Origin of the sequence: Bradyrhizobium sacchari, assembly GCF_002068095.1 — a bacterium.
Taxonomy (GTDB): domain Bacteria; phylum Pseudomonadota; class Alphaproteobacteria; order Rhizobiales; family Xanthobacteraceae; genus Bradyrhizobium; species Bradyrhizobium sacchari.
The window spans coordinates 84,291-106,060 of the sequence record NZ_LWIG01000060.1 but is presented as its reverse complement, the minus strand read 5'-3'; the positions used below and the strand labels follow the sequence as shown (position 1 = coordinate 106,060).

Annotated in this window: 17 protein-coding genes, 1 tRNA gene, 1 pseudogene and 2 riboswitches; of the genes and pseudogenes, 11 read left to right on the top strand and 8 right to left on the bottom strand. The window is 64.2% G+C overall.

Annotated elements, in window-relative coordinates:
- A pseudogene (locus A5906_RS45695) lies at positions 1-139 on the top strand (FAD-dependent monooxygenase); the annotation flags it as partial.
- A 21-nt stretch (positions 140-160) separates the two neighbouring features.
- Here the strand turns inward: A5906_RS45695 and A5906_RS36905 are convergent.
- A complete protein-coding gene (locus tag A5906_RS36905) occupies positions 161-586 on the bottom strand; it encodes a twin-arginine translocation pathway signal (protein WP_080134293.1) in 426 nt (141 codons plus the stop codon).
- 170 nt (positions 587-756) lie between these two features.
- Here A5906_RS36905 and A5906_RS36900 point away from each other — a divergent pair.
- Positions 757-845 (top strand) — tRNA-Leu (locus A5906_RS36900).
- A 141-nt stretch (positions 846-986) separates the two neighbouring features.
- Here A5906_RS36900 and A5906_RS36895 read toward each other — a convergent pair.
- Entirely contained in the window at positions 987-1,919 is a 933-nt protein-coding gene (locus tag A5906_RS36895; protein WP_136614992.1) for a hypothetical protein, read from the bottom strand.
- Positions 1,920-2,208: 289 nt separating this feature from the next.
- Here A5906_RS36895 and A5906_RS36890 point away from each other — a divergent pair, with 289 nt between their 5' ends.
- Positions 2,209-3,711: a hypothetical protein gene (locus A5906_RS36890; protein ID WP_080134291.1), complete on the top strand. Its 1,503-nt coding sequence runs from the start codon at positions 2,209-2,211 to the stop codon at positions 3,709-3,711.
- Position 3,712: 1 nt separating this feature from the next.
- Here the strand turns inward: A5906_RS36890 and A5906_RS36885 are convergent, their stop codons facing one another.
- The 3 genes from A5906_RS36885 to A5906_RS36875 form a co-directional block, all read right to left on the bottom strand.
- Positions 3,713-5,005: a hypothetical protein gene (locus tag A5906_RS36885; RefSeq protein WP_080134290.1), complete on the bottom strand. Its 1,293-nt coding sequence runs from the start codon at positions 5,003-5,005 to the stop codon at positions 3,713-3,715.
- Entirely contained in the window at positions 5,005-6,327 is a 1,323-nt protein-coding gene (locus A5906_RS36880; protein WP_080134289.1) for a hypothetical protein, read from the bottom strand. Before A5906_RS36880 ends, A5906_RS36885 begins: the two co-directional genes overlap by 1 nt.
- 175 nt (positions 6,328-6,502) lie before the next feature.
- On the bottom strand, positions 6,503-7,282 hold the full coding sequence (locus tag A5906_RS36875; protein ID WP_080134288.1) for a crotonase/enoyl-CoA hydratase family protein: 780 nt from the start codon (positions 7,280-7,282) through the stop codon (positions 6,503-6,505).
- Positions 7,283-7,371: 89 nt separating this feature from the next.
- Here A5906_RS36875 and A5906_RS36870 point away from each other — a divergent pair, with 89 nt between their 5' ends.
- From A5906_RS36870 to A5906_RS43390, 3 genes are all read left to right on the top strand, one after another.
- Positions 7,372-7,956: a TetR/AcrR family transcriptional regulator gene (locus A5906_RS36870; protein ID WP_080134287.1), complete on the top strand. Its 585-nt coding sequence runs from the start codon at positions 7,372-7,374 to the stop codon at positions 7,954-7,956.
- Between the two features lie 151 nt (positions 7,957-8,107).
- Positions 8,108-9,358, top strand: coding sequence for a multidrug effflux MFS transporter (locus A5906_RS36865; RefSeq protein WP_080134387.1), 1,251 nt, complete (start codon positions 8,108-8,110; stop codon positions 9,356-9,358).
- A gap of 54 nt (positions 9,359-9,412) precedes the next feature.
- Positions 9,413-9,553, top strand: a complete 141-nt coding sequence (locus A5906_RS43390) for a hypothetical protein (protein WP_167523487.1) — start codon at positions 9,413-9,415, stop codon at positions 9,551-9,553.
- An 8-nt stretch (positions 9,554-9,561) separates the two neighbouring features.
- Here the strand turns inward: A5906_RS43390 and A5906_RS36860 are convergent, their stop codons facing one another.
- The 3 genes from A5906_RS36860 to A5906_RS36850 all read right to left on the bottom strand — a co-directional run bounded on the left by A5906_RS36860 (position 9,562) and on the right by A5906_RS36850 (position 14,731).
- Positions 9,562-11,193 carry a glycosyltransferase family 39 protein gene (locus tag A5906_RS36860; protein ID WP_347337590.1) on the bottom strand — a complete coding sequence of 544 codons (1,632 nt, stop codon included), beginning with the start codon at positions 11,191-11,193 and terminating at the stop codon, positions 9,562-9,564.
- Positions 11,194-11,405: 212 nt separating this feature from the next.
- Positions 11,406-13,013 carry an ABC transporter substrate-binding protein gene (locus tag A5906_RS36855; protein ID WP_080134285.1) on the bottom strand — a complete coding sequence of 536 codons (1,608 nt, stop codon included), beginning with the start codon at positions 13,011-13,013 and terminating at the stop codon, positions 11,406-11,408.
- Between the two features lie 110 nt (positions 13,014-13,123).
- A complete protein-coding gene (locus A5906_RS36850) occupies positions 13,124-14,731 on the bottom strand; it encodes an ABC transporter substrate-binding protein (protein WP_080134284.1) in 1,608 nt (535 codons plus the stop codon).
- Between the two features lie 270 nt (positions 14,732-15,001).
- On the opposite strand from A5906_RS36850, the gene A5906_RS36845 reads away from it, so the two are divergent.
- The 5 genes from A5906_RS36845 to A5906_RS36825 all read left to right on the top strand — a co-directional run bounded on the left by A5906_RS36845 (position 15,002) and on the right by A5906_RS36825 (position 21,613).
- Positions 15,002-16,132 carry a M20/M25/M40 family metallo-hydrolase gene (locus A5906_RS36845; RefSeq protein WP_080134283.1) on the top strand — a complete coding sequence of 377 codons (1,131 nt, stop codon included), beginning with the start codon at positions 15,002-15,004 and terminating at the stop codon, positions 16,130-16,132.
- 94 nt (positions 16,133-16,226) lie between these two features.
- Positions 16,227-16,331: riboswitch (glycine riboswitch) on the top strand.
- A 1-nt stretch (position 16,332) separates the two neighbouring features.
- A riboswitch (glycine riboswitch) is annotated at positions 16,333-16,442 on the top strand.
- 63 nt (positions 16,443-16,505) lie between these two features.
- A complete protein-coding gene (locus A5906_RS36840) occupies positions 16,506-17,807 on the top strand; it encodes a D-amino acid dehydrogenase (protein WP_080134282.1) in 1,302 nt (433 codons plus the stop codon).
- A 182-nt stretch (positions 17,808-17,989) separates the two neighbouring features.
- Positions 17,990-18,931 (top strand): ABC transporter permease, encoded by a 942-nt coding sequence (locus tag A5906_RS36835; RefSeq protein WP_018647027.1) that lies wholly within the window; start codon positions 17,990-17,992, stop codon positions 18,929-18,931.
- A gap of 18 nt (positions 18,932-18,949) precedes the next feature.
- Positions 18,950-19,837 carry an ABC transporter permease gene (locus tag A5906_RS36830; protein ID WP_018647026.1) on the top strand — a complete coding sequence of 296 codons (888 nt, stop codon included), beginning with the start codon at positions 18,950-18,952 and terminating at the stop codon, positions 19,835-19,837.
- Positions 19,838-19,963: 126 nt separating this feature from the next.
- Positions 19,964-21,613: an ABC transporter ATP-binding protein gene (locus A5906_RS36825; RefSeq protein ID WP_080134281.1), complete on the top strand. Its 1,650-nt coding sequence runs from the start codon at positions 19,964-19,966 to the stop codon at positions 21,611-21,613.
- Positions 21,614-21,770 lie beyond the last annotated feature (157 nt).

Genomic DNA, 21,770 nt, shown 5'->3' with positions numbered 1-21,770 from the left:
GCAGCGGACCGCGCGGCAGCAGGGCCGCATCTATCATCTCACCGGGCCGCTCGCGATGGCGCGCGATCTTGCGATCCGTGCGCTTGGCCCGGACCGCATGCTGGCACGCCAGGACTGGATCTACCGCTGGCGGCCCTGAGGCTGATGCATTCGTGCCGGCTCAGCGCGCGACGCTGCCGGATCTCGGAGCGGGCTTGATCACCGGCGGCTGCGGACTTGAGGCCACCGGAGCTGCACCCGGCGGCGTCTCCCGGCATCTGTTGCGGCGCCAGGCGTCTTCAGCGAGCTGCGCCTGCCCGCGCACCGCGACGTAGTCGTTGCGATAGGCGAGCTCGGACACGACGGCCCCGCCGGCCCCCGTCTCCGCCTTGTCCATCAGCCTCTGCAAATCGGTCGTGCGGGCGGTGAGGGCCTTGCGCTCGGTCTCGAGCTGCTTGCAATCGTACAGATCGTACTTGGCGGGATCGGCAAAGGCCGGCGCGACCGTCTCGCTGATGCCGGCGCAGCCGGCCAGGGCCGCCCCGCCCGCGAGCAGCACGAGAAACGCGCCGCAGAAGCGCAGCGGAGATGAAAGCGAAGCAGCCATGCCGGATGAATAGTCCCCGTGGATTGAGAATGCCTAAAGCAGCAACAGATGTCCGGATTGAGGCTTTGCCTTGTGCGCCCGGCTCGCTTAAGGAAGGACACCCGCCGGGCCGCAAACGCCAATTCCAGACGGCCGCAGGTGGACTTAAGTGTTTGATCTCGTTGGATCAAGCGGGCATGGCGGAATTGGTAGACGCAAGGGACTTAAAATCCCTCGGCGCGCAAGCGCTGTGCCGGTTCGACCCCGGCTGCCCGCACCATGAGAGCTGACCGGGAATGGCGCGGCCGCACGATCATAAACAGACCCGCGGTCGCAAGACGCCGCCGGAGATCGACGCCGCGACCGGCACGCGGTCGGGCACTATCAGCCCCCGCCTTTGACACGGGGTTCGCGTGCCCAGTCATTGCGCTTTGAAATCGATCTCGAAGAAATGAACTTCCAGCTTCTTCTCCTCGAAGAGTGCCTTCCATGACCGCAAGGTGAAGTTTTGCGCGAACGCAGCACTGGTTGAGCTATTCGAGAAAATGATGAAATTATCGGGCTCATCCGCCAACGGCGTCCCCGTAATTCCAATATGCCCGGTTGCACTTCCTTGCGTGGGCGACACGATGATCATTCCGGGTTTCACCTTCGCGATCGGTTGCTCGATATGACGAGCTTTCAAGATCTCAAAGGTTGCGAGGATGCTCAACCCGTTATCGCCATTTGAAGAACTGATTGGCTTTCCAAGTGCAATCCGCGCGACCTCGTTGACCGACCATGCCGAAGCAAGCATCCCGCGACCTGTCCCCGGCACATTGGCCGTGGAATACCCGACTAACGAGGAAGCCGCCTCAAATAACTTCGGATTGACCTGATCCTGAGAAGTAGGAGGCTGCCCAGCCGGGCGTCTCTCGAACGGCACGGAAACGGTCGGTGGCGGTGGCGTAATCGAAGGATACTGACTCGCGCTGAGATTGACGATTTTCTGATCCGGGTCCTGAATGAAACCCGCATTCAAAAAGAATTTGAGGTTTCGAACCGCCTCGTCCCGATCCGGCGTTTCGATGGCCTTCAGGATGAGCTTTGTTTCAAATTCCCGCCTCGCCAGCTCGGTTGCCGCTGCCTGCTTCTGTCGTTCGATCTCCAGACTACCGTCGACCTTTGTCTTCTCGATGCTGAGGGCAGTTGACGACTTTCCCGCCTCAACGTCGCGCGTCGTCATTGATTGAATGAACGCGCCGCCAATGGCGCTAACGACTGCCAGGGCCGCCGCCGCAACGGTCGCTTGCGCCGTGGTAATTGCAAGGCCGCGCTCCTGCGGAGCCGATGACTGGGACGGTGTGTCACTCATTCTCGCCTCGATCTCGTAGCCCGGAGATATCAAGCGATAATTTTAGACAGAATGCCAGCAGTTTTCAGTGACAGATTGCTATAGTTTACCATTTCTCGCCCAGATTGCACCCCCGCCGACGCCTACCTTCACGCAAGCATTCGTTCACCAACTCGCCTGCATAGTGCAACCGACCTTTACCCGACCTTAGACCGTCCTCCCCTAAATCGAACGATGTCTGCCGCCGTTGCCGCAGGCTTCAAGGGAAACGCGGCAGCCTGCAGCGCCGGCTTCGATGGTGAGAGTTTTCATGGACGCGCGCGAGAATTGGTCCCGGACCGGGATTGGCGGGGCGCCCACGGCGTTCGGACGCCATTTGCACGGGCGCGAGATCTACCTCGTCCTGATCGCGTTCCTGTCGGTGTTCTACATTTCGAACGGTCCGGTCCAGCTCAGCCACTACGACCTCGGCTGGCACATCGCGGCGGGAGACCTGATCAGGGAGCGCGGCGAGATCCCGTTTCAGGATCCGTGGGCGTTCACGCTCGCAGACAAGCGCTGGTACAATCTGTCGTGGCTCTGGGACGTGATTGCCAGCGTGCTCTACCAGCACGCGGGCCTTGCCGGGATCGTCCTGCTGGTCGTCGCCTGCGGCGCGGTCATCGTCGCATACCTCACCTCATGCGGCCTGCGCAGCGGCGCATCGGTGCCGGCGGTCTGCATCACCGTCTTCGCCGCATGCCTGCTCTACCCCTGCTACGAGGCGGCGCCCAACACCTATCTGGCGGCATCGCCGAATATCGCGACCATGCTGTTCGCGGTGATCTTCTACGGCGAATGCCTGCAGCGGCGCAGCTGGTTCCTGCTGCCGGTGTTGATGGTGCTGTGGGTCAATCTGCACGGCGGCTTCATGCTCGCCTTTCCGATCATCGGCGTCTTCGCCGGCGTCGCCTTGCTGCGACGGGACTGGGCGAACTTCAGGAATTACTGCTTCGCGGGCATCGGGTGCGTTGCTGCGATCTTCGTCAATCCCCTGGGATGGCACATCTACGACGGCGTGATGGCGACGCTCGGCCATTTCATCCAGGCCAATATCGGCGAATGGCGTCCCTATCTCCACAACATGGAGCTGCCCGGAAGCATCCCCGGCATCGCCTATGCGTTGACGTTCATTGCGCTCGAGCTGCACTATCGAAACTCGAAACCCATTCCGGTGGAGCCGCGCCTGCTGGCTTGGCTGTTCCTGTTCCTGGGCCTCTACCAGTTCAGGTACATCGCGTTCTTCTTCATCTTCTCGGCAGTCCCGATGGCGCTGCATGTCGACCGGCTGCTGCCCGAGCGGCTGTCGCGGTTCGACATCCGCCGCGCGATGCTGGCGGCGGGGATCATCGGTGTGTTCGTGCTGCCGCTCAGCTTCCTGCAGGTGCGACCGGCGCTGGCGCTGCCGGACATGCTCTCGGATGAGGATGCCGGCTATTTGCTCGCGCACTCCACGCATTCGCGCGTGCTGAACCACTGGAATTCCGGCGGGCTCCTGATCTTCCGCACCCACGGATCGGTGCCGATGTTCGTGGACGGCCGGGCCGCGACCGCCTATCCGGACGAATTGCTGCGCGACTATCTCAAGCTGGTGCGCTGGGACATCGACGAGGCCGCCTGGGACTCGGTCATCAGCAAATACAGAATCGATGCGGTGCTCTGGGTCCGCGGACACGAGCAGCTCCGGCAGTTCCTCGTCGGCCGGCGAGGCTGGAAAGAAGACTACACGGGCGCCTATATGAGCCTCTACACTGCGCCGCCGGCGCCGAGATAGATCACATCCGCTGCGGTTCGCGCGGAAGCAGAATCCAGAAGCAGATCAGCGCGAGCGTGAGCTGGCCATACCCGCCCATGAAGGCGGTGACCGAGGCCGACGCCAGGACCGGAATGGCGACCGCGACCGTGAGTGCGGCGACCATCATCATCGCGGGCAGATCGGCGACGAGAATGGCCGCGTAGAGCGCCACCTGAAAAAAGGTATATTCCTTCGGTCTCGGCGTGCAGAGATAGAGCGCGTACATCGCGAGGACGGTGATGCGCATCGCCGCGCCCGGATGATTCACCAGCCAGTCGTCAAACGCCTGAAGCAGCGAGGCTGTCCGAGGCTCGCCCTGGCGCTTGAACATGCGCCACACCGAAAGCGCGAACGGCGCGAGCACAAGCGTGATCGCGATGACCCCGTAGAGGCCGATGACGAACACCTTGCTGCCGGCAAGTCCAATTTGGCCTGCAAGCGTCGACGCAATCAGCAACAGCGACGGATTGACCTCGCTTGCGGGTGAATGCTGTCCGGGGATCTGGCCGGTGATCGCGCTGAGCCAGCTCCGAGACAGATCCGGATATAACAGCAGCGAAACCAGGATCGGCAGGACGAACGCGCCCGCCGCCACCGCAACCAGAAGCAGCTTGCGGCGTCTCGGCTGCGGCAGGAAATAGAGCGCGGCAAGGACCGGCAAGAACACCAGCTTGAACGCGGTGACGAGGCCGAGCACGGCCGCCCCGGCGAGCTGCGGCATGAGGCTCACCTCACCCCGCCTGCCGGACGGCACAGAGCGCAGCAACAATGCGAGCGAGGCCGCCGTCAGCAGGCCGCTGAGGATCTCGAAATTACCGGTCGCAACGACCCAGTCGAAGCCGAGGAAACCACCGAGCACGAACACGCCTCGCAGCACGACATCCCGCCAACCCCGGCGCGCCGTGCCGAGACCAGGCAGCAGCAGCGCGCAGATCAACGCAAGGACGAGATAGGTCGGCTTGTAATGGGCGACCAGAAAACCGCCGGCGCAGAGCGGCCGAAACGCGTCGAGGGTGACCGGAAGATAGGGGTAGGAGAGTTTCGTATCCTTGAGGTTCTTGACGAAATAGGGATCGAGCCCCGCAAGGTGGGCATCCACTGCCGCGCAGTTGATCCGTACGTCCCAGCCGAAGGTGTCCTCTGCGGCGAAGTCGACGGTGACGGACATGGCGACAAGCAATGCCGCGACCAGGATCACCCAGGTCCGCCAGCGGCTTCCTGACGCGTTCGCGGCCAGGGATCGGGCATCTGCGGACGAGGCGAGGCTCGTCATCAACGCGCGTCCCGCGGCTCAAGTCGCATCGGCTCCGCGCGAAAATCCAGCAGCAGGATCCAGAAGGTTGCCAGCGCGACGATGAGGAGGATGAAGCCGCCCTCCACCGTGTGTCCCGAAATCGAGACCATGCCGGGAGCGAGCAGACCGACGCTGAGCATGGCGGCGAGTGCCAGGGACGGAAGATCGGCGATGAGAACCGCGGCATAGACCGCGAGCTCGAAGAAGGCATATTCCTTGAGGCGGGGCGAGCTGACATAGAGCGCAAACATCGCGAGCACGGTGACGCGCGTGGCGACGCGGGGATGCTCGATCAGCCAGCGATCGAGCCGCGCCAGAAGCGATTCCCCTTCCCGAACCGGTCCGCTGCCGACCTCGCGCAGGACGGACAGGACGAACGGCACGAGCACGATTGCGAGCGCTGCGATCCCATAGGTCGCGAACATCACCGGCTTGCTGTCGCCTAGCCCGACTTGCTCCAGGAGGCTGCGCGCCAGCAGCAGCAGCGACGGATTGTTTTCCATGAGCTCGACGACATGCTGATCGGGGATCTGCTTCGTCAGCACACCCAGCCAGCTCGAGAACAGGTCGGCGTAGAACAGCCTCGAGATCAGGATCGGCAATGCGAAGCCGAACGCGGCCACCGCGACCAGCGCCAGCTTGCGCGCGCGCGGCAGCGGCAGGAAATAGAGCGCGGCGATCACGGGACAGAACACCAGCTTGAAAGAGGTCACGAGACCAAGCAGCGCGGCACCGCCGACGCGCAAGGCGAAGCCGCGGTCCCATGCGCCGGAGGCCGGCGAAAGCAGAAGCCTCAGCGCGACTGCGGTCAGCACGCCGCCCAGGATCGCGAAATTCCCCGACGCCCAGACCCACTCGAAGCCGAGGAACGCACCGAACACGCAGAGCAGCCTGAGCGCAACATCGCGCGGGCTGGTGCGCGTCGGGCCAAGACCCGGAAGGGCCAGGGCGCAGAGCACGGCGAGCACGAGGTATAGGCTCATGTGATGAGCGACGAGGACACCGCCCGCGCAGAGGGGACGAAACACGTCGAGCGTCACAGGCAGATAGGGGTAGGAAAACCTGGTGCCCTTCAAATTCTTGACGAAATAGGGATCGAGCCCGTCGGCATAGGCATCGACCGCGGCGCAATTGACGCGAACATCCCAGCCGTAATTCAGGGGAATTGAGCCGTCGCTGACAAGATTGCCGAGCACCAGCAGCGCCGTCAGCCCGATGAGCCAGGCAAGCCAGGTGTTTCGCCCTGCGCTCGTGTCAAGCGAGGGGCCCAATCCTCGTGCTATGCCGGTCACGTCGGACATCGCGAAATACCTGCCTTGGTGGGTTCCCTCGGGGCGCCTGCGCGGCGCCCCATCGGGCCCACAATGGACAGGATGAGTTGCGGATTCATCTCCCCGATGCGGCGTCCGCGATCTTATGGTGAATGGCTGGTTGCCGGCCCCGGCTGAGACGGCGGCGAAACCGTCGCCACGCCCCCTACCGCGACGCGCGTGCGGCCAGCCAGGCGTCGAGCGCTTCGCGCGTATCCTGTGTCGCCGCCATGCGCGCGAACTGCTCCCCCTCGATGGCAAGGCCTTCGGAGATGGAGACGTTGAGGCCCCGCGTGGTGGCGGTGATGACCCGGGCGACCGCCAGCTGCGAATGCCTGACGATGCGACCCGCCAGCGCGAAGGTGGCGTCCATGAGCTGCTCGTGCGGCACGACGCGGTTGACCAATCCCATCTCGACGGCTCGTTGTGGAGAAAAGGAATCTCCCGTCAGCAGGTGTTCCAGCGCACGCTTCCGGCCCGCGAGCCGCGGCAGGCGCTGGGTGCCGCCAAAGGTCGGCGTGATGCCGATGGCAATCTCCGGCTTGGCGAAGCTTGCCCGCTCGCTCGCGACGGCAAGATGCACGGCTTCCGTGATCTCGCAGCCGCCGCCGAAGGCGATGCCGTTGACCGCAGCGATGACCGGCTTCGGAAACGCCTCCAGGCGCGCCGTCATCGCCTGGCCGCGCCGCACGAACGCCTTCACCGCGGCATCGGGCCCGGCTTTCACGCTCTCCGAGAATTCGGCGATGTCGGCGCCGGCCGAGAAGGCCCGGTCGCCTGCCCCGGTCAGCACGACGGCACGAACACTGGCGTCGTCCTCGATGCGGTCGAGGGTCGTCATCAGACGGTCGATGAGGGCGTAGCTCAGCGCGTTGAGCTTGTTGGGGCGATTGAACGTCAGCAGTGCAACGGCGCCGCGCGTCTGCGCGAGGACGAGATCGGACAAGTGCAGGCTCCTTCCAGGTCGAACAGGCGCGGAAGTCAGCCACAGCGGCCTTGCCGTGTATACTCACTAGGCAGTATACATTTGAGGCCATGTCGAGAAGCGGTGACAGCACGCGGGAGCAGATCGTCGTTGCCGCGACGCGCCTGTTCTATGGCGAAGGCATCAAGGCGGTGAGCATGGATGCCGTCGCCGAGACGGCCGGCGTCACCAAGAAGACGCTCTATTATCATTTCACCAGCAAGGACGAGCTCGTCGCCGAAACCATCGCGGCCAGGGACCAGCCGACGCTGGAGCTTTACATGCGCTGGTTCGCGGAGACCGACGGCGGCGCCGCCGACAAGGTCCGCGGTCTCTTCACCAAGCTCGGACGCTCCGTGAACACGCCGCGCTGGCGCGGCTGCGGATTCCTCCGCACCATCGCCGAGCTCGCGAACACCCCGGCACATCCTGCGGTCAAGGCCGGGGCGGCGCACAAGAAGCGCTTCGAAGCCTGGCTCGCAACGGAATTGCAGGGCCACGGCGTTGCCGATGCCGCGGCGCTCGCGCGCCAGATCGTGATCCTGCTCGACGGCGCCACGACCGTGATGCTGATCCATCGCGACCTGGATTACGTGGAGACCGCGGGACAATTGGCGCTTGGCCTGGTCGAATCAGCTCAGAACCGTCGGCCTTAAGCCGCCCTTAACCTCGACGCCGCGGCCGGAGTGGCGGGCGACCTCACCAACTCGTGTCCGCCGTCGTCCTGCCTGACAGCCATCCCGAAACATGGGTTGTGCGCCGCAGCATAACCGCTAGAAAAAGCCCTGAATTTCAGAGGTGAGCTTCTTGTCCGACGTCAATGCCGACGGTTGGGTGTCCTCGGGACACCGGCCCATGGGTTTTCCCGAATTCGTTATCGTGATTGCGTCCATCATGGCGCTCAATCCGCTTGCGATGGACATGATGCTGCCGGCTCTGCCCAATATCGGGACGGCGTTCAGCATTCCCGTCGCCAATCAACTCCAGCTCGTGCTGTCGACCTTCCTGATCGGCTTCGGCGCCGGTCAGTTCGTCATGGGGCCGTTGTCCGACCGCTTCGGTCGCCGTCCGGTGCTGCTCGGCGGCATGGCGGTCTATGCGGTGGCGAGCGTGCTCGCGGTTGCCGCGCCCTCGTTCGAGACGCTGCTGCTGGCGCGCGCGCTGCAAGGGCTCGGCACCTCGGCAACGCGCGTGATCGCGACCTCGATCGTGCGCGACTGCTATGTCGGCCGCCGCATGGCGAGCGTGATGTCGCTCGCGATGATGGTGTTCATTGCGGTGCCCGTGATCGCGCCGTCATTCGGACAGGCCGTGCTGCTGGTGACGGCCTGGCGCGGCATCTTCGTCGTGCTGATGCTCTATGGCCTGCTCGCGCTCGCATGGTGCGTGCTGCGGCTGCCTGAAACCCTTCCCGAATCGGAGCGCAGGTCGCTCGCGCCCGCCGATGTGCTCTCGGCCTTTCGCCAGACCGTGACCAACCGCCAGACCATCGGCTATGCGACAGCCGCCGGCAGCGTCATCGGCGCGCTCTTTGCCTACGTGTTCTGCGCCCAGCAGGTTTTCACCGGCATCTATCACCTCGGCCGCTATTTTCCGATCGCTTTCGCTGCGATCGCGGCCGGTACGGCTGTGGCGGGCTTCCTCAACGCGCAGCTGGTCGGACGGCTCGGCATGCGCGTGATCTCGCACGGCGCGCTGACGCTCTACACGGTCGTAGCGGGCGTGATGCTGCTGACGGAAAGCCTCGGTGTGCTGCCGCTTGCCCTGTTCATGGTGCTCTCGGCGCTGATGATGTTCTCGTTTGGCATGATGGTCGCGAACTTCACCGCGCTGGCCATGGAGCCGCAGGGCCACATCGCCGGCACCGCTTCATCGCTCTACGGCTCGATCACGACCCTGATCGGCATCGTGGTCGGCATGGCGATCGGCCAGAGCTTTGACGGCACGCTGCTGCCGTTCTCGATCGGCTTCTTCCTGTCGACGCTGGCTGCGCTCGGAATCGTGCTGGTGGTGGAGAAAGGACGGCTGTTCAAGCCGCATCATCGTCCCGTGACCTGAGGAACTTCACGGTGGCCTTGATGTTGTACCGCAGCAATTCGAAAGGCCGCAACAATGGAACTGGAACTCCGCAAAGACCGCCACGCCTCGGAGCCGACGGACGCAAAGCGGCCCGAGCCGAATGCGGAGCAGGCCGCGTTCACTGCACCTTTCGCCAGCGAAGGGCTCGAGCAGGTGCGCGACAGTCATTGCTGAGCGCGCGCCTACTCCGCAGCTCGCCTGCTCGCGCTGAAATCGTTGGCGGCGCTCTCGGGCGCGGCCCGCTCGCCGCGAGACGGCACCATCAGCAGGATCATCTGCCGCGTCAGGCCGGGTCGGCCCCACAGTGAAGCCTGCACAGTGAACTCGCGCCTGACCGAGGGTCCGGCCTGGGGTGACACCCACTCGATCCACCCGCGGCAAAGATCCTGGTCGTGGAAACAGAGCGCGGCCCAACCGCCATCCGCCATGGCTTTGCGCGGCACGCCCCAGGGGTATTGATACACCAGCGGGCGCGCATGCCGCGGATGGTCGGGGCTGTAGAATGCCGTGGCGAAGGTCAGCGCGTCGTCGCCGGTCACGATGCTGAGCGGCTCCCCGGTCAGCTCGCGCCACTCGTGCGTCGCCCTGTCAGCCGCCTGTGCGTAGAAATTCCGCCCTTCTTCGTAGCCGTGCTTGTTGCGGTAAATGGCATGGATCGGAGCCGCGACCAGAACTGCCGCGAGCGCGACGATGGCCACGATCACTGTGACGTTGACGGTGTGGAAGCGCTCGATCGGATAGCGGGCGCCGCAGACCACGAGCACGACCACAAGAAATAGCCCCTGCAACGCCCACAGCGACGGCAGATCTGTCCCCATCGCGAGCGACGTCAGCACCGGCAGCGCGATCGTTCCGATCGCGATGAAGAAGAGAAGTCGTAGGCCCGGGCTCATCGCGGCAAAATCCGCCGGAAACTGCTTCAGCCGCGTGCCGGCGATCAGCGCCCAGCACACAGCCGACACGCTCATGGCCGCCGCCAGCCCCAGCAGGAAGTTTCTGACCTCACCGAGCGAGCTCACGACGTTGCCGTTTGCGTGGGCCAGCGCATAGGTGAAGGTCGATGCGCCCGTCGTCGCGAGCCAATACAGATGCGGTGACAGCGCCGCGAGCCCGACGACGACCGAGATCCAGGGCGAAGCGGAGGAAAAATAGGCGCGCCGCCCCGGGTGCGCCAGCGCGGCAAAGACGAAGCTCGCGACGAGGAAGATCGAGTAATATTTGCCGATCATCGCCAGCGCCGTCGTGGATCCCGCCGCAGCCGCCCACAACGCGGCGCGCGTCTCGAATGCGCGCAGGAAGCAATACGTCGCCAGCGGCCAGGTCGCGAGCAGCACCGCATTGGCGTTGAAGCGCTGGGCATGGAATTGATAGGCCGGCGTCAACATCAACAGCAGCAGCACCAGCACGCGCTTGTGCCCGGTCACGAACTGCCGCGAGATCAGGTCGACGAAGAACAGCGCGAGCCCGGCATTGGCCATCGCCATCAATTGCAGCGACCAGTCGCTGAGCGGAAACACGGAGGTCCATGCCGCCGTAACCCACCCCATCAGCGGCGGATGTTTCTGATAGCCAAAGGCGAAATTCCGGCCAACGGCCCAGGCTTCGAGCGTATCCGGATGCAGGCCGCCGCCGGCATAAGCGATGACGAGGTAAAGCGTCCAGATCGCGACGAAGCAGGCGAGGAGAAGCGGCACGGCCCAGCCTGCCTCGACTGCGCTCAGCCAATGCAGGAACGGGCGGCGCCATCGCGCCGGCGCACGATCGGACCGTTCGGCCATCGCCTGGAATGCAAAATCGAACGGCACGGGACGCAAATGGGACAAGGAAAATGATGCGTTGAGACGCCACATCTATTTCAGGATGGAAACAAATAGCAACAATTAGAAACTGGAAGAGTTAAAAAGCGGCCCGCCATCTCAAGCCACGCAAGAGCAACAAACGAAAACGGCGCCGCTGACGACAGCGGCACCGCGGCGTAACGTTGGCGTAACGTTCGGAACGAAAGGCGCGAGGCCGCGCCTTCGCCCTACTCTGATTTGTCGATGTTCCAGAACACCGGGGTTGCCGGGCCGTCGAGCACGCCGGTGAGTGACTTCCGCCACGCGCTCGGTGCCTGATATTGACCCAGCGGCATATAAAGCACCTGGTCGTAAGCTTCCTTCTGGATCTCGGCCGCGATCTTCTTCTGATCCTCCGCCGAGGTCGCGCGAACGAAGGCGTCCTTGAGCTGCTCGATCTTGGCGTCCTCCGCCCAGCCGAACCAGCCGCCCTTCTTGCCCTGCCCGCCGACGGCGACGTTGGAGATCGGATTGTCAACGTCGGCGCTGACCCAGTTGGTGATGAACATGTTCCAGCCGCCCTCCTTCGGAGACTTCTGGCTGGCGCGGCGGCTCACCACCGTCTGCCAGTCGGTCGCCTGCAGGTCGACCTTGAAGCCGGCTTCGCGCAGCTGCTGGGCCACCACGATCGGTTGAGCCTTCAGCGTCAGCACATCGCCCGGCGCCATCAGCACGACCGGTGTCCCGTCATACCCGGACTCGGCGAGCGCCTTCCGGGCCGCAGCCATGTCGCCGCCCTTCGCAAGGGTCTCGCCGCCCACGTCCGTCGCGAACGGCGTGTCGCAAATGAAGGCCGCAGCACAAGTCTTGTAGTATTTGGGATTGCCGATCAGCGCATCGAGCACGTCCTTCTGCTTGACCGCGAGGAACGCGGCGCGGCGGACCTTGACGTTGTCGAACGGCGGATGAAGGAAGTTCATCCGTGCACCCGTCTGGAATCCGAACTTGTTCAGGATATCGATCTTGAGGTCTTTGTCGGCTTCAATGGCGGGCAACATTTCGATAGCGGGAAATTCCATGAAATCGACGTCACCCGACTGCAGCGCGTTCAACGCCGTCTGCGCGTCCGGCATCGTAAGCCATTCGACGCGGTCGACCTTCACCACCTTGCCGCCGGTGGTCCAGTTCGCCGGCTCCTTGCGCGGCACATAGTCGGTGTTCTTGACGTAGACCGCCTTCACGCCGGGCTGGAATTCACCCTGCACGAATTTGAAGGGGCCGGAGCCGATCTGCTCGGGGATCTGCTTGTCCACCGGCGTCTCGGCGAGACGCTTCGGCATCATGAAGGCGACCCGAGAGGACGGCTTGCCGATCGATTCCAGCACGAGCGCGTACGGCTCCTTCAGCTTCAGCGTGATGGTCTTGGGGTCGGTCGCCTCGATGCTCGCGGTGAACAGCATCAGCTGCTGCCCCATCCCATCGACGACGGCCCAGCGCTTCAGGGAGGCAACGCAATCTTCCGCGGTGACGGGCGTGCCGTCATGCCACTTCAGACCATCGCGGAGCGTGAAAATGTAGGTCAGCTTGTCGTCGGAGATCTTCCAATCCGCCATCTGCGGCTGAATCTTGAAGCTCGAATCCGTCGCGATCAGCGTGTCATAGACCATGTAGCCATGGTCACGCGAGATATAGGCGCTGGTGAAGATCGGATCGAGGATGCGCAGATCCGAATGCATCACGGCAGTGATGGTCTTGCCGGCGGCAAGAACTGGCGAGGCCAGTGCCGAAAGCGCCGCGACCGAGAGCGCAAGTTTGGAGGCGAACGACCTACGCCCCCGACGCATGAGTTCGAACATTGAAGTTCTCCTTGGCGAGCGGCTGGCTGGCGAGCGGCGCCGCTGATGACAGCGGCGCCGCGTAACGGTCGAAACGAAAGGCGCGCGATGCGCCTTTCCTTATCTAGGCCTTACTCCGACTTGTCGACGTTCCAGAACAGCGGGGTTGCCGGACCGTCGAGCACGCCGGTGAGCGATTTGCGCCAGCCGCTCGGCAGCAGGTACTGCCCGAGCGGGATGTAGATCACCTGCTCATAGGCTTCCTTCTGGATGTCGGCTGCGATCTTCTTCTGCTCCTCGACCGAGGAGGCGCGGACGAAGGCGTCCTTGAGCTGCTCGATCTTGGCGTCTTCCGCCCAGCCGAACCAGCCCTTCTTGCCCTGGCCGCCGATCGAGAGATTGGCGATCGGGTTGGCGACGTCGGCTGCGACCCAGTTGGTGAAGAACATGTTCCAGCCGCCTTCCTTCGGGGGCTTCTGGCTGGCGCGACGACTCACCACCGTCTGCCAATCGGTCGCCTGCAGGTCGACCTTGAAGCCGGCCTCGCGCAGCAGCTGGGCCGCCACGATCGGCTGCGCCTTGAGCGTGGTGACGTCGCCAGGCGCCATCACCACGACCGGGGTCCCATCGTAGCCGGACTCGGCGAGCGCCTTCTTGGCTTCGGCCATGCCGTTGCCCTTCACCAGAGTCTCGGCGCCGATTTCGGTCGCCAGCGGCGTGTCGCAGACGAAGAACGCGCCGCAGACCTTCTGGTACTTGGCGTTGCCGACGAGCGCGTCGAGAACGTCCTTCTGGTTCATCGCCAGGAAGGCCGCGCGCCGCACCTTCACATTGTCGAACGGCGGATAGAGGAAGTTCATCCGGCCGAGAGTCTGGAAACCGAACTTGTTGGAGACCTCGATCGTGATCTCCTTGTTCGCTTCAAGTACCGGCAGCATGTCGTAAGGAAGGTTTTCCATGAAGTCGATGTCGCCAGACTGCAGCGCGTTCACCGCGGTCTGCGAGTCCGGCATCGTGATCCACTCGACGCGGTCGACCTTCACCACCTTGCCGCCGGAGGTCCAGCTCGCCGGCTCCTTGCGGGGCACGTAGTCGGTGTTCTTGACGTAGACCGCCTTCACGCCCGGCTGAAATTCGCCCTGCACGAACTTGAAGGGACCCGAGCCGATCTGCTCGGGGATCTGCTTGTCCGGCGGTGTCTCGGCGAGACGCTTCGGCATCATGAAGGCGACGCGCGAGGACGGCTTGCCGATGGAATCGAGGACGAGACCGTAGGGCTCTTTCAGCTTCAGCGTGATGGTCTTGGCGTCGGTCGCCTCGATGCTCGCCGTGAAGTCCATGAGCTTCTGGCCCATGCCGTCGACCGCGGCCCAGCGCTTGAGCGAGGCGACGCAGTCTTCCGCCGTCACCGGCGCACCGTCATGCCACTTCAGGCCGTCGCGCAGCGTGAAGGTGTAGGTGAGCTTGTCGTCGGAGATCTTCCAGTCCGCCATCTGCGGCTGGATCTTGAAGCTCGAATCGGGGGCCACCAGCGTGTCGTAGACCATGTAGCCGTGGTCACGGGTGATGTAGGCCGTGGTGAAGATCGGATCGATGATGCGAAGGTCCGAATGCATGACCGCTGTGAGGGTCTTGCCGGCCGCGAGCACCGGCGAGGCCAGTGCCGTTGAAAGCGCGACGACCGACAGCGCAAGTTTGGAGGCGAACCCGCGAGGCCCCCGGCGCATGAAGTTGGACATAAAATGTTTCTCCTGACGTGAAACTGGTCAAAGGCAGGTTATTGGTTGGGCATCCGGTTCGTTCCTTGGGCGAACTAACCTCATGCAATGCCTTTATCTTTTCGAGACTTGCAGACAGTATTGAGCGCGTCAATCCGGTTTCGCTGCAGCCCCTCGCGGCACGTGCACGGGCTCCACAAAGATCGGTTTCGCTCTACAACGCTGTCCGCTTGTCCTGCCCCGCGCCAGTGCAATGCGCGTTCCATCTTTCGCAGCTTGAGAGACATTAAGATGAATCCAGCCAATCTTCCCTTCGATTCCGAGGCCATGCTCGAGGGCCTGCGTTCCTGGGTGGAATGCGAAAGCCCGACCTGGGACGCGGGCGCGGTGAACCGCATGCTCGATATCGCGGCGCGGGACATGGCAATCATGGGTGCGACGATCGAGCGCATCGCCGGCCGTCAGGGTTTTGGCGGCGTGATCCGCGCGCGCTTTCCGCATCCGAAGCAGGGCGAGCCGGGAATCCTGATCGCCGGCCATATGGATACCGTCCACCCGGTCGGCACCATCGAGAAGCTGAAATGGCGGCGCGAGGGCAACAAGTGCTACGGCCCAGGCATCTACGACATGAAAGGCGGCAATTATCTATCGCTGGAAGCGATCCGGCAGCTGGCGCGCGCCTCGTTCACGACACCGCTGCCGATCACCGTCCTGTTCACACCCGACGAGGAAGTCGGCACGCCTTCCACGCGCGACATCATCGAGGCGGAAGCCGCGCGCAACAAATACGTGCTGGTGCCCGAGCCGGGCCGCCCCGACAACGGCGTCACCACCGGACGTTACGCCATTGCGCGTTTCAATCTCGAGGCGACGGGACGGCCGAGCCACGCCGGCGCGACGCTGTCGGCGGGACGTTCGGCGATCCGCGAAATGGCGCGGCAGATCCTCGCCATCGACGCGATGACGACGGAGGACTGCACTTTCTCGGTCGGCGTCGTGCATGGAGGACAATGGGTCAATTGCGTTGCCACGACCGCGACCGGAGAGGCGCTGTCGATGGCCAAGCGGCAGGCCGATCTCGACCGCGGCGTCGAGCGGATGCTGGCACTCTCAGGCACCAGCAACGACGTCGCCTTCAAGGTCACGCGCGGCGTGACACGGCCGGTCTGGGAACCGGATGCCGGCACCATGGCGCTGTATGAGAAGGCACGCGGTATCGCCAAATCGCTCGGCGCGGAATTGCCGCACGCGAGCTCCGGCGGCGGCTCCGATGGCAATTTCACCGGTGCGATGGGAATCCCCACGCTCGACGGCCTCGGCGTGCGCGGCGGCAACGGCCATACGCTGGAAGAGTTCATCGAGGTCGACAGCCTCGTCGAACGTGGGCGTTTGATGGCGGGGTTGCTGGCGACGCTGGAATGACTGCAACAACTTCGCACTGCACAATGCGTTGGCAGTCGCGGTCTAAATTTAGCCTTGTCTAAAAATGAGGCGTATCGTACTGGTCGATTGTCCACGCGACGATGCGGGAGAGATCGCAACGAAGGTTTTCAGCTTTCGTCGCGGCGCCGACGGAGCAACCGCCCCGGAAACTCTCAGGCAAAAGGACTGTATCGTCAGGACAATCTGGAGAGAGGCGGCGCGATTTTAGGCAATCGCGACGTCCACCGAAGGGGATCGTCCGTTGCAGGAGCCGCAGCGGATCAAGCTCTCAGGTAACCGTGACAGATGGGGCGCCAACGGCCTTCGGCCGGTGGTTCGCCTATCCTAACTCACGGGAGCCCCGAGACCTGCCATGACTCATATCGCCATCATCGGCGCCGGCATCACCGGCGTGACGACTGCCTATGCCCTGCTCGAACGCGGCTTTGAGGTGACGGTGCTCGACAAGCACCGCTATGCCGCGATGGAGACGTCGTTCGCCAACGGCGGACAGCTTTCCGCCAGCAATGCCGAAGTGTGGAACTCTACCGCAACGATCCTGAAAGGCCTGCGCTGGATGTTCCGGCGCGATGCGCCGCTGCTGATGAACCCGCGGCCGAACTGGCACAAATATTCGTGGATGAGCGAGTTCGTCGCCAACATCGGCAACTACCGGGCCAACACCATCGAGACCACACGGCTTGCGATCGAAGCCCGCAAGCATCTGTTCGAGATCGCGGCGCGCGAAGGCATCGACTTCGATCTCGAACGCCGCGGCATCCTCCACATCTATCACGACAAGGAAGGTTTCGAATCCGGCCTGCGCGTCAACGCGCTGTTGCAGGAGGGCGGCCTCGATCGCCGTCCGGTGACGCCGGAGGAAATCCACGCGATCGAGCCGACGCTGCGCAAGGCGTATTATGGCGGCTTCTACACGCCGTCGGATGCGACCGGCGATATCCACAAGTTCACCCGCGGACTGGCGGACGCCTGCAAGCGGCGCGGCGCGACCTTCGTCCACGAAGCCGATATCGATTCAATCGCGCGCGCCGGCAGCGGCTTCGTGCTCGGCTGGGCCGAACTTGCCGCAAGGGATGCCGCAGCAACCACGCGCGGCATGCTGAAGGCGGACGGAATCGTGGTCTGCGCCGGCGTCGCCAGCCGCCACTTCGCCGCCCTCCTCGACGATCGCATCAACGTCTATCCGGTGAAGGGCTACTCGATCACCGTGCAGCTCGACACTGCCGAAAGCCGCGCCGCGGCGCCGACCGTGAGCCTGCTCGACGAAGCCGCCAAGATCGTCACCAGCCGGCTCGGCGCCGATCGTTTTCGCGTGGCCGGAACGGCCGAGTTCAACGACTTCAACCGCGACATTCGCGCCGACCGCGTGCAGCCGCTGGTCGACTGGGTGCGCAGCAACTTCCCCGACATCGAAACCTCGCGCGTCGTGCCCTGGGCCGGGCTGCGCCCGATGATGCCGAACATGATGCCGGTGGTGCGCGCGGGGCGGACACCGGGCGTGTTCTTCAACACCGGCCACGGCCATCTCGGCTGGACCCTGTCGGCGGCAACGGCGCAGATGATCGCCGAGACCATCGACGGCTGGCGCGGGATCAACGCGCCGGCGGCGGTGCCGTCACTTGGGGTTGAGCGTGAGTATCGCCATGCATCTTGAGTGGTTCCGATCTGATGCGGCGCGGCCCCTTGCGACCGCCCTGCCCTTGGCACACAATTTGCCCCGAAAGACCGGCATCTCCGGCCGGCCTTCCCAGCCCGAGTGACAGGCGCGCATGATAGACTCGTTCGAATCCACGGGCGCTCCAGGGCCCCACAAGTTCCGCAGCCGGAGATAGGTGCATGCTAGGTTATCTCATTCGCCGCGTTCTGGCCGCGGTGCCCGTGATGGGCGTCGTCGCGCTGTTCGTGTTCCTGCTGTTGCGCCTGACGCCGGGCGATCCCGCCGCGATCCTCGCCGGCGACAATGCGACACCGGAACGGCTCGAGCGCATCCGGGAATCGCTCGGCCTCAACGAGCCGCTGATCGTGCAGTTCATCACCTGGGTGAACAAGCTGCTGCACGGCGATCTCGGAACGTCGCTGATCTCCAACCTGCCGGTGATGAAGATGATCGGCCAGCGCGTCGAGCCGTCGATCTCGATCGCGCTGTGCACCATCATCCTCGCCGTCATCGTCGCAGTGCCGCTGGGCGTGATCGCCGCGTGGAAGCACGGCACCTGGATCGACCGTTTCGTGATGGGCCTGTCGGTCCTGGGCTTCTCGGTTCCGGTGTTCGTGGTCGGCTATGTCCTGATCGAGGTCTTCGCGATCGATTTGCGCTTGGTGCCTGTGCAGGGCTTCCGCAGCATCTTTAACGGCTTCGGCCCGTTCTTCGAGCGCATGATCTTGCCGACCTGCGCGCTGTCCTTCATCTACATCGCGCTGATCGCGCGCATGACGCGCGCGGCGATGCTCGACGTGCTCGGTGAAGATTACGTGCGAACGGCGCGTGCGAAAGGCATCAACGAGGTCGCCGTGATGATGCGGCATGCCCTGCGCAATGCCGCCGTGCCCGTGATCACCGTGATCGGCACCGGCTTTGCGCTGCTGATCTCCGGCGTCGTCGTCACCGAGAGCGTGTTCAACATCCCCGGCATCGGACGCCTCACTGTCGATGCGGTGCTGGCGCGCGACTATCCGGTGATCCAGGCCATGATCCTGCTGACGTCGCTGATCTATGTCGTCGTCAACCTTCTCATCGACGTCGCCTACACCCTGCTCGATCCCCGGATCCGGTACTGAGGCAAGGACAAGAACAAAATGTCGGTCGATACCCTTCCCCAGTCGTCCATTCCGATCACGTCGCCGCTGCGGCCGCGCTTCGGCTTCCTCACCTCGACGCCGATCATCGCGACCGCGACGTTCCTGCTCGCCCTGATCGTGGTGATCTCGATCCTCGCGCCGCTGATCGCGCCGCATGATCCGATCCAGCTCGCACCGTCACAGCGGCTCAAGCCGGCCTCGGCGCAATTCCTGCTCGGCACCGACGCATACGGACGCGACCTGTTGTCGCGCGTGGTCTATGGCGGTCGCATCTCGCTGCTGATCGGCATCGGCTCGGCGATCCTGTCGATCGTCATCGGGCTTTCGATCGGCCTCGTCTCCGGCTTCTTCAAGCTGGTCGATTCCGTGATGATGCGCATCATGGACGGCCTGATGGCGATGCCGAGCATCCTGCTCGCGATCGCGGTGGTCTCGCTCTCCGGCGCCAGCATCTGGACCGTGCTGATCGCGATCACCATCCCCGAGATTCCGCGCGTGGCGCGCCTGGTCCGCTCGGTCGTGCTGTCGGCGCGCGAGGAGCCCTACGTCGAGGCCGCGATCTCGGTCGGTTCCAGCCTGCCGAAGATCATGTGGCGTCACCTGATGCCGAACACGATCGCGCCGCTGATCGTCCAGGGCACCTATGTCTGCGCCTCCGCAATTCTCACCGAGGCGATCCTGTCCTTCCTCGGCGCCGGCATCTCGCCGGAGACGCCGACCTGGGGCAACATCATGGCCGAGGGCCGCCAGTACTTCCAGATCAAGCCCTCGCTGATCTTCTGGCCGGGCCTTCTGCTCTCGATCGCCATCCTCAGCATCAACCTGATCGGCGATGCCGCCCGTGACGCCCTCGATCCCCGCATGAAGCAGCGGGAGGGGAAGTGATTGTTTCGCCGGCCCATCCCCTTGTTCCGTCATTGCGAGCGAAGCGAAGCAATCCAGTCTGCCTCCGCGGAAAGATTCTGGATTGCTTCGTCGCTTCGCTCCTCGCAATGACGACGGAGTGACCTGATGACCAACCCCGTTCTCGACATCAACAACCTCGTCGTCTCCGTCGGCAAGAAGCCGGGCGGTGCCAAGATCATCGACGGCATCTCGATCCAGGTGCGCGAGCGCGAGACGCTGTGCCTCGTCGGCGAAAGCGGCTCGGGCAAGTCGGTGACCTCGCTCACCACGATGGGCCTGCTGCCGAAGGGCACGCTGGTGCCGACCTCCGGCAGCGTCAAGCTGGTCGGCGAAGAGCTGCTCACCGCCACCGATCGCCGCCTGCGCCAGCTCCGCGCGACGCAGATGGCTATGATCTTCCAGGAGCCGATGACCGCCCTCAATCCGGTGGTGCCGGTCGGCCGCCAGATCGACGAGGTGCTGCGCGCCCATACCAAGCTCGACGCGAAGGCGCGCAAGAAGCGCATCCTCGACATGATGGAGCAGGTTCGCCTGCCCCAGGTCGAGCGCATCTTCGCCTCCTACCCGCACCGCCTTTCCGGCGGCCAGCGCCAGCGCATCATGATCGCGATGGCCTTGGTGCTGGAGCCGAAGCTGCTGATCGCGGACGAGCCGACCACCGCACTCGACGTCACCACGCAGAAGCAGATCCTGACCCTGATCCGCGACCTCCAGCGCGATCACGGCACCGCCGTGCTGTTCATCACCCATGACATGGGCGTGGTGGCCGAGATCGCCGACCGTGTCGCGGTGATGCGGCAGGGCCGCCTCGTCGAGACCGGTCCGCTCGAGACCGTGCTGCGCAATCCGACCATGGAGTATACCCGCAACCTGCTCGCATCGGTGCCGAGCCTGGTGCCGCGGCCGCCGCGCGAGGAGAGCCGCGAACCTATCGTGCTGGAGGCCAACGAGCTCAGCAAGGTCTACAAGGAACGCGCGTTGTTCGGCAAAGGCCGCGAGGTCGTCGCCGCCGACAAGGTCACGCTGACGCTGCGCAAGGGCCGCACGCTCGGCATCGTCGGCGAAAGCGGCTCGGGCAAGTCGACGGTGGCGCGCTGTATCGTCCGCCTGATCGACCCGACCTCCGGCGGCGTGCGCCTTGCGGGCCGCGAGATCTCCGACATCTCCCGCCGCCTGCTGCAGCCGCACCGGCAGAAGATCCAGATCGTGTTCCAAGATCCCTACCGCTCGCTCAATCCGCGCGTCAGCGTCGGCGAGAGCATCGCGGAAGGGCCGATCAACTACGGCGTCTCGCATGCCGACGCGATGAAGCGCGCCCGCGAGCTGCTCGAGCTCGTCGGCCTGCCGGCCGATGCGGTCTCGCGCTATCCGCACCAGTTCTCCGGCGGCCAGCGCCAGCGCATCGCGATCGCGCGCGCGCTTGCGCTCGATCCGGACGTGCTGGTCGCGGACGAAGCGGTCTCCGCGCTCGACGTCTCGGTGCAGGCCCAGGTGCTGGAACTGCTCGACGAGATCCAGAAGAGGCTCGGCATCGCCATCCTGTTCATCACCCACGATTTGCGCGTCGCCGCCCAGATCTGCGACGAGGTCGTGGTGATGCAGCACGGCCGCGTCGTCGAACAGGGCCCCGCCGCCGAAGTGCTGACGCATCCGCAGGAGGCCTACACCAAGGCACTGCTGGATGCGGCGCCGGGACGCAACTGGGATTTTGCGAACTTCCGGCCGGTAGCGGAGGGTGTGGCGGCTACGGCTTGATCCGCATATTCCGTCATTGCGAGCGAAGCGAAGCAATCCAGACTGCCGCCGCGGAAAGATTCTGGATTGCTTCGCTTCGCTCGCAATGACGGTGAGCGCCGCAAGCATTCCCAAAACAGCTTGAGGCCATGCGTGGCGCGATTGTCTGCCTTGCTTG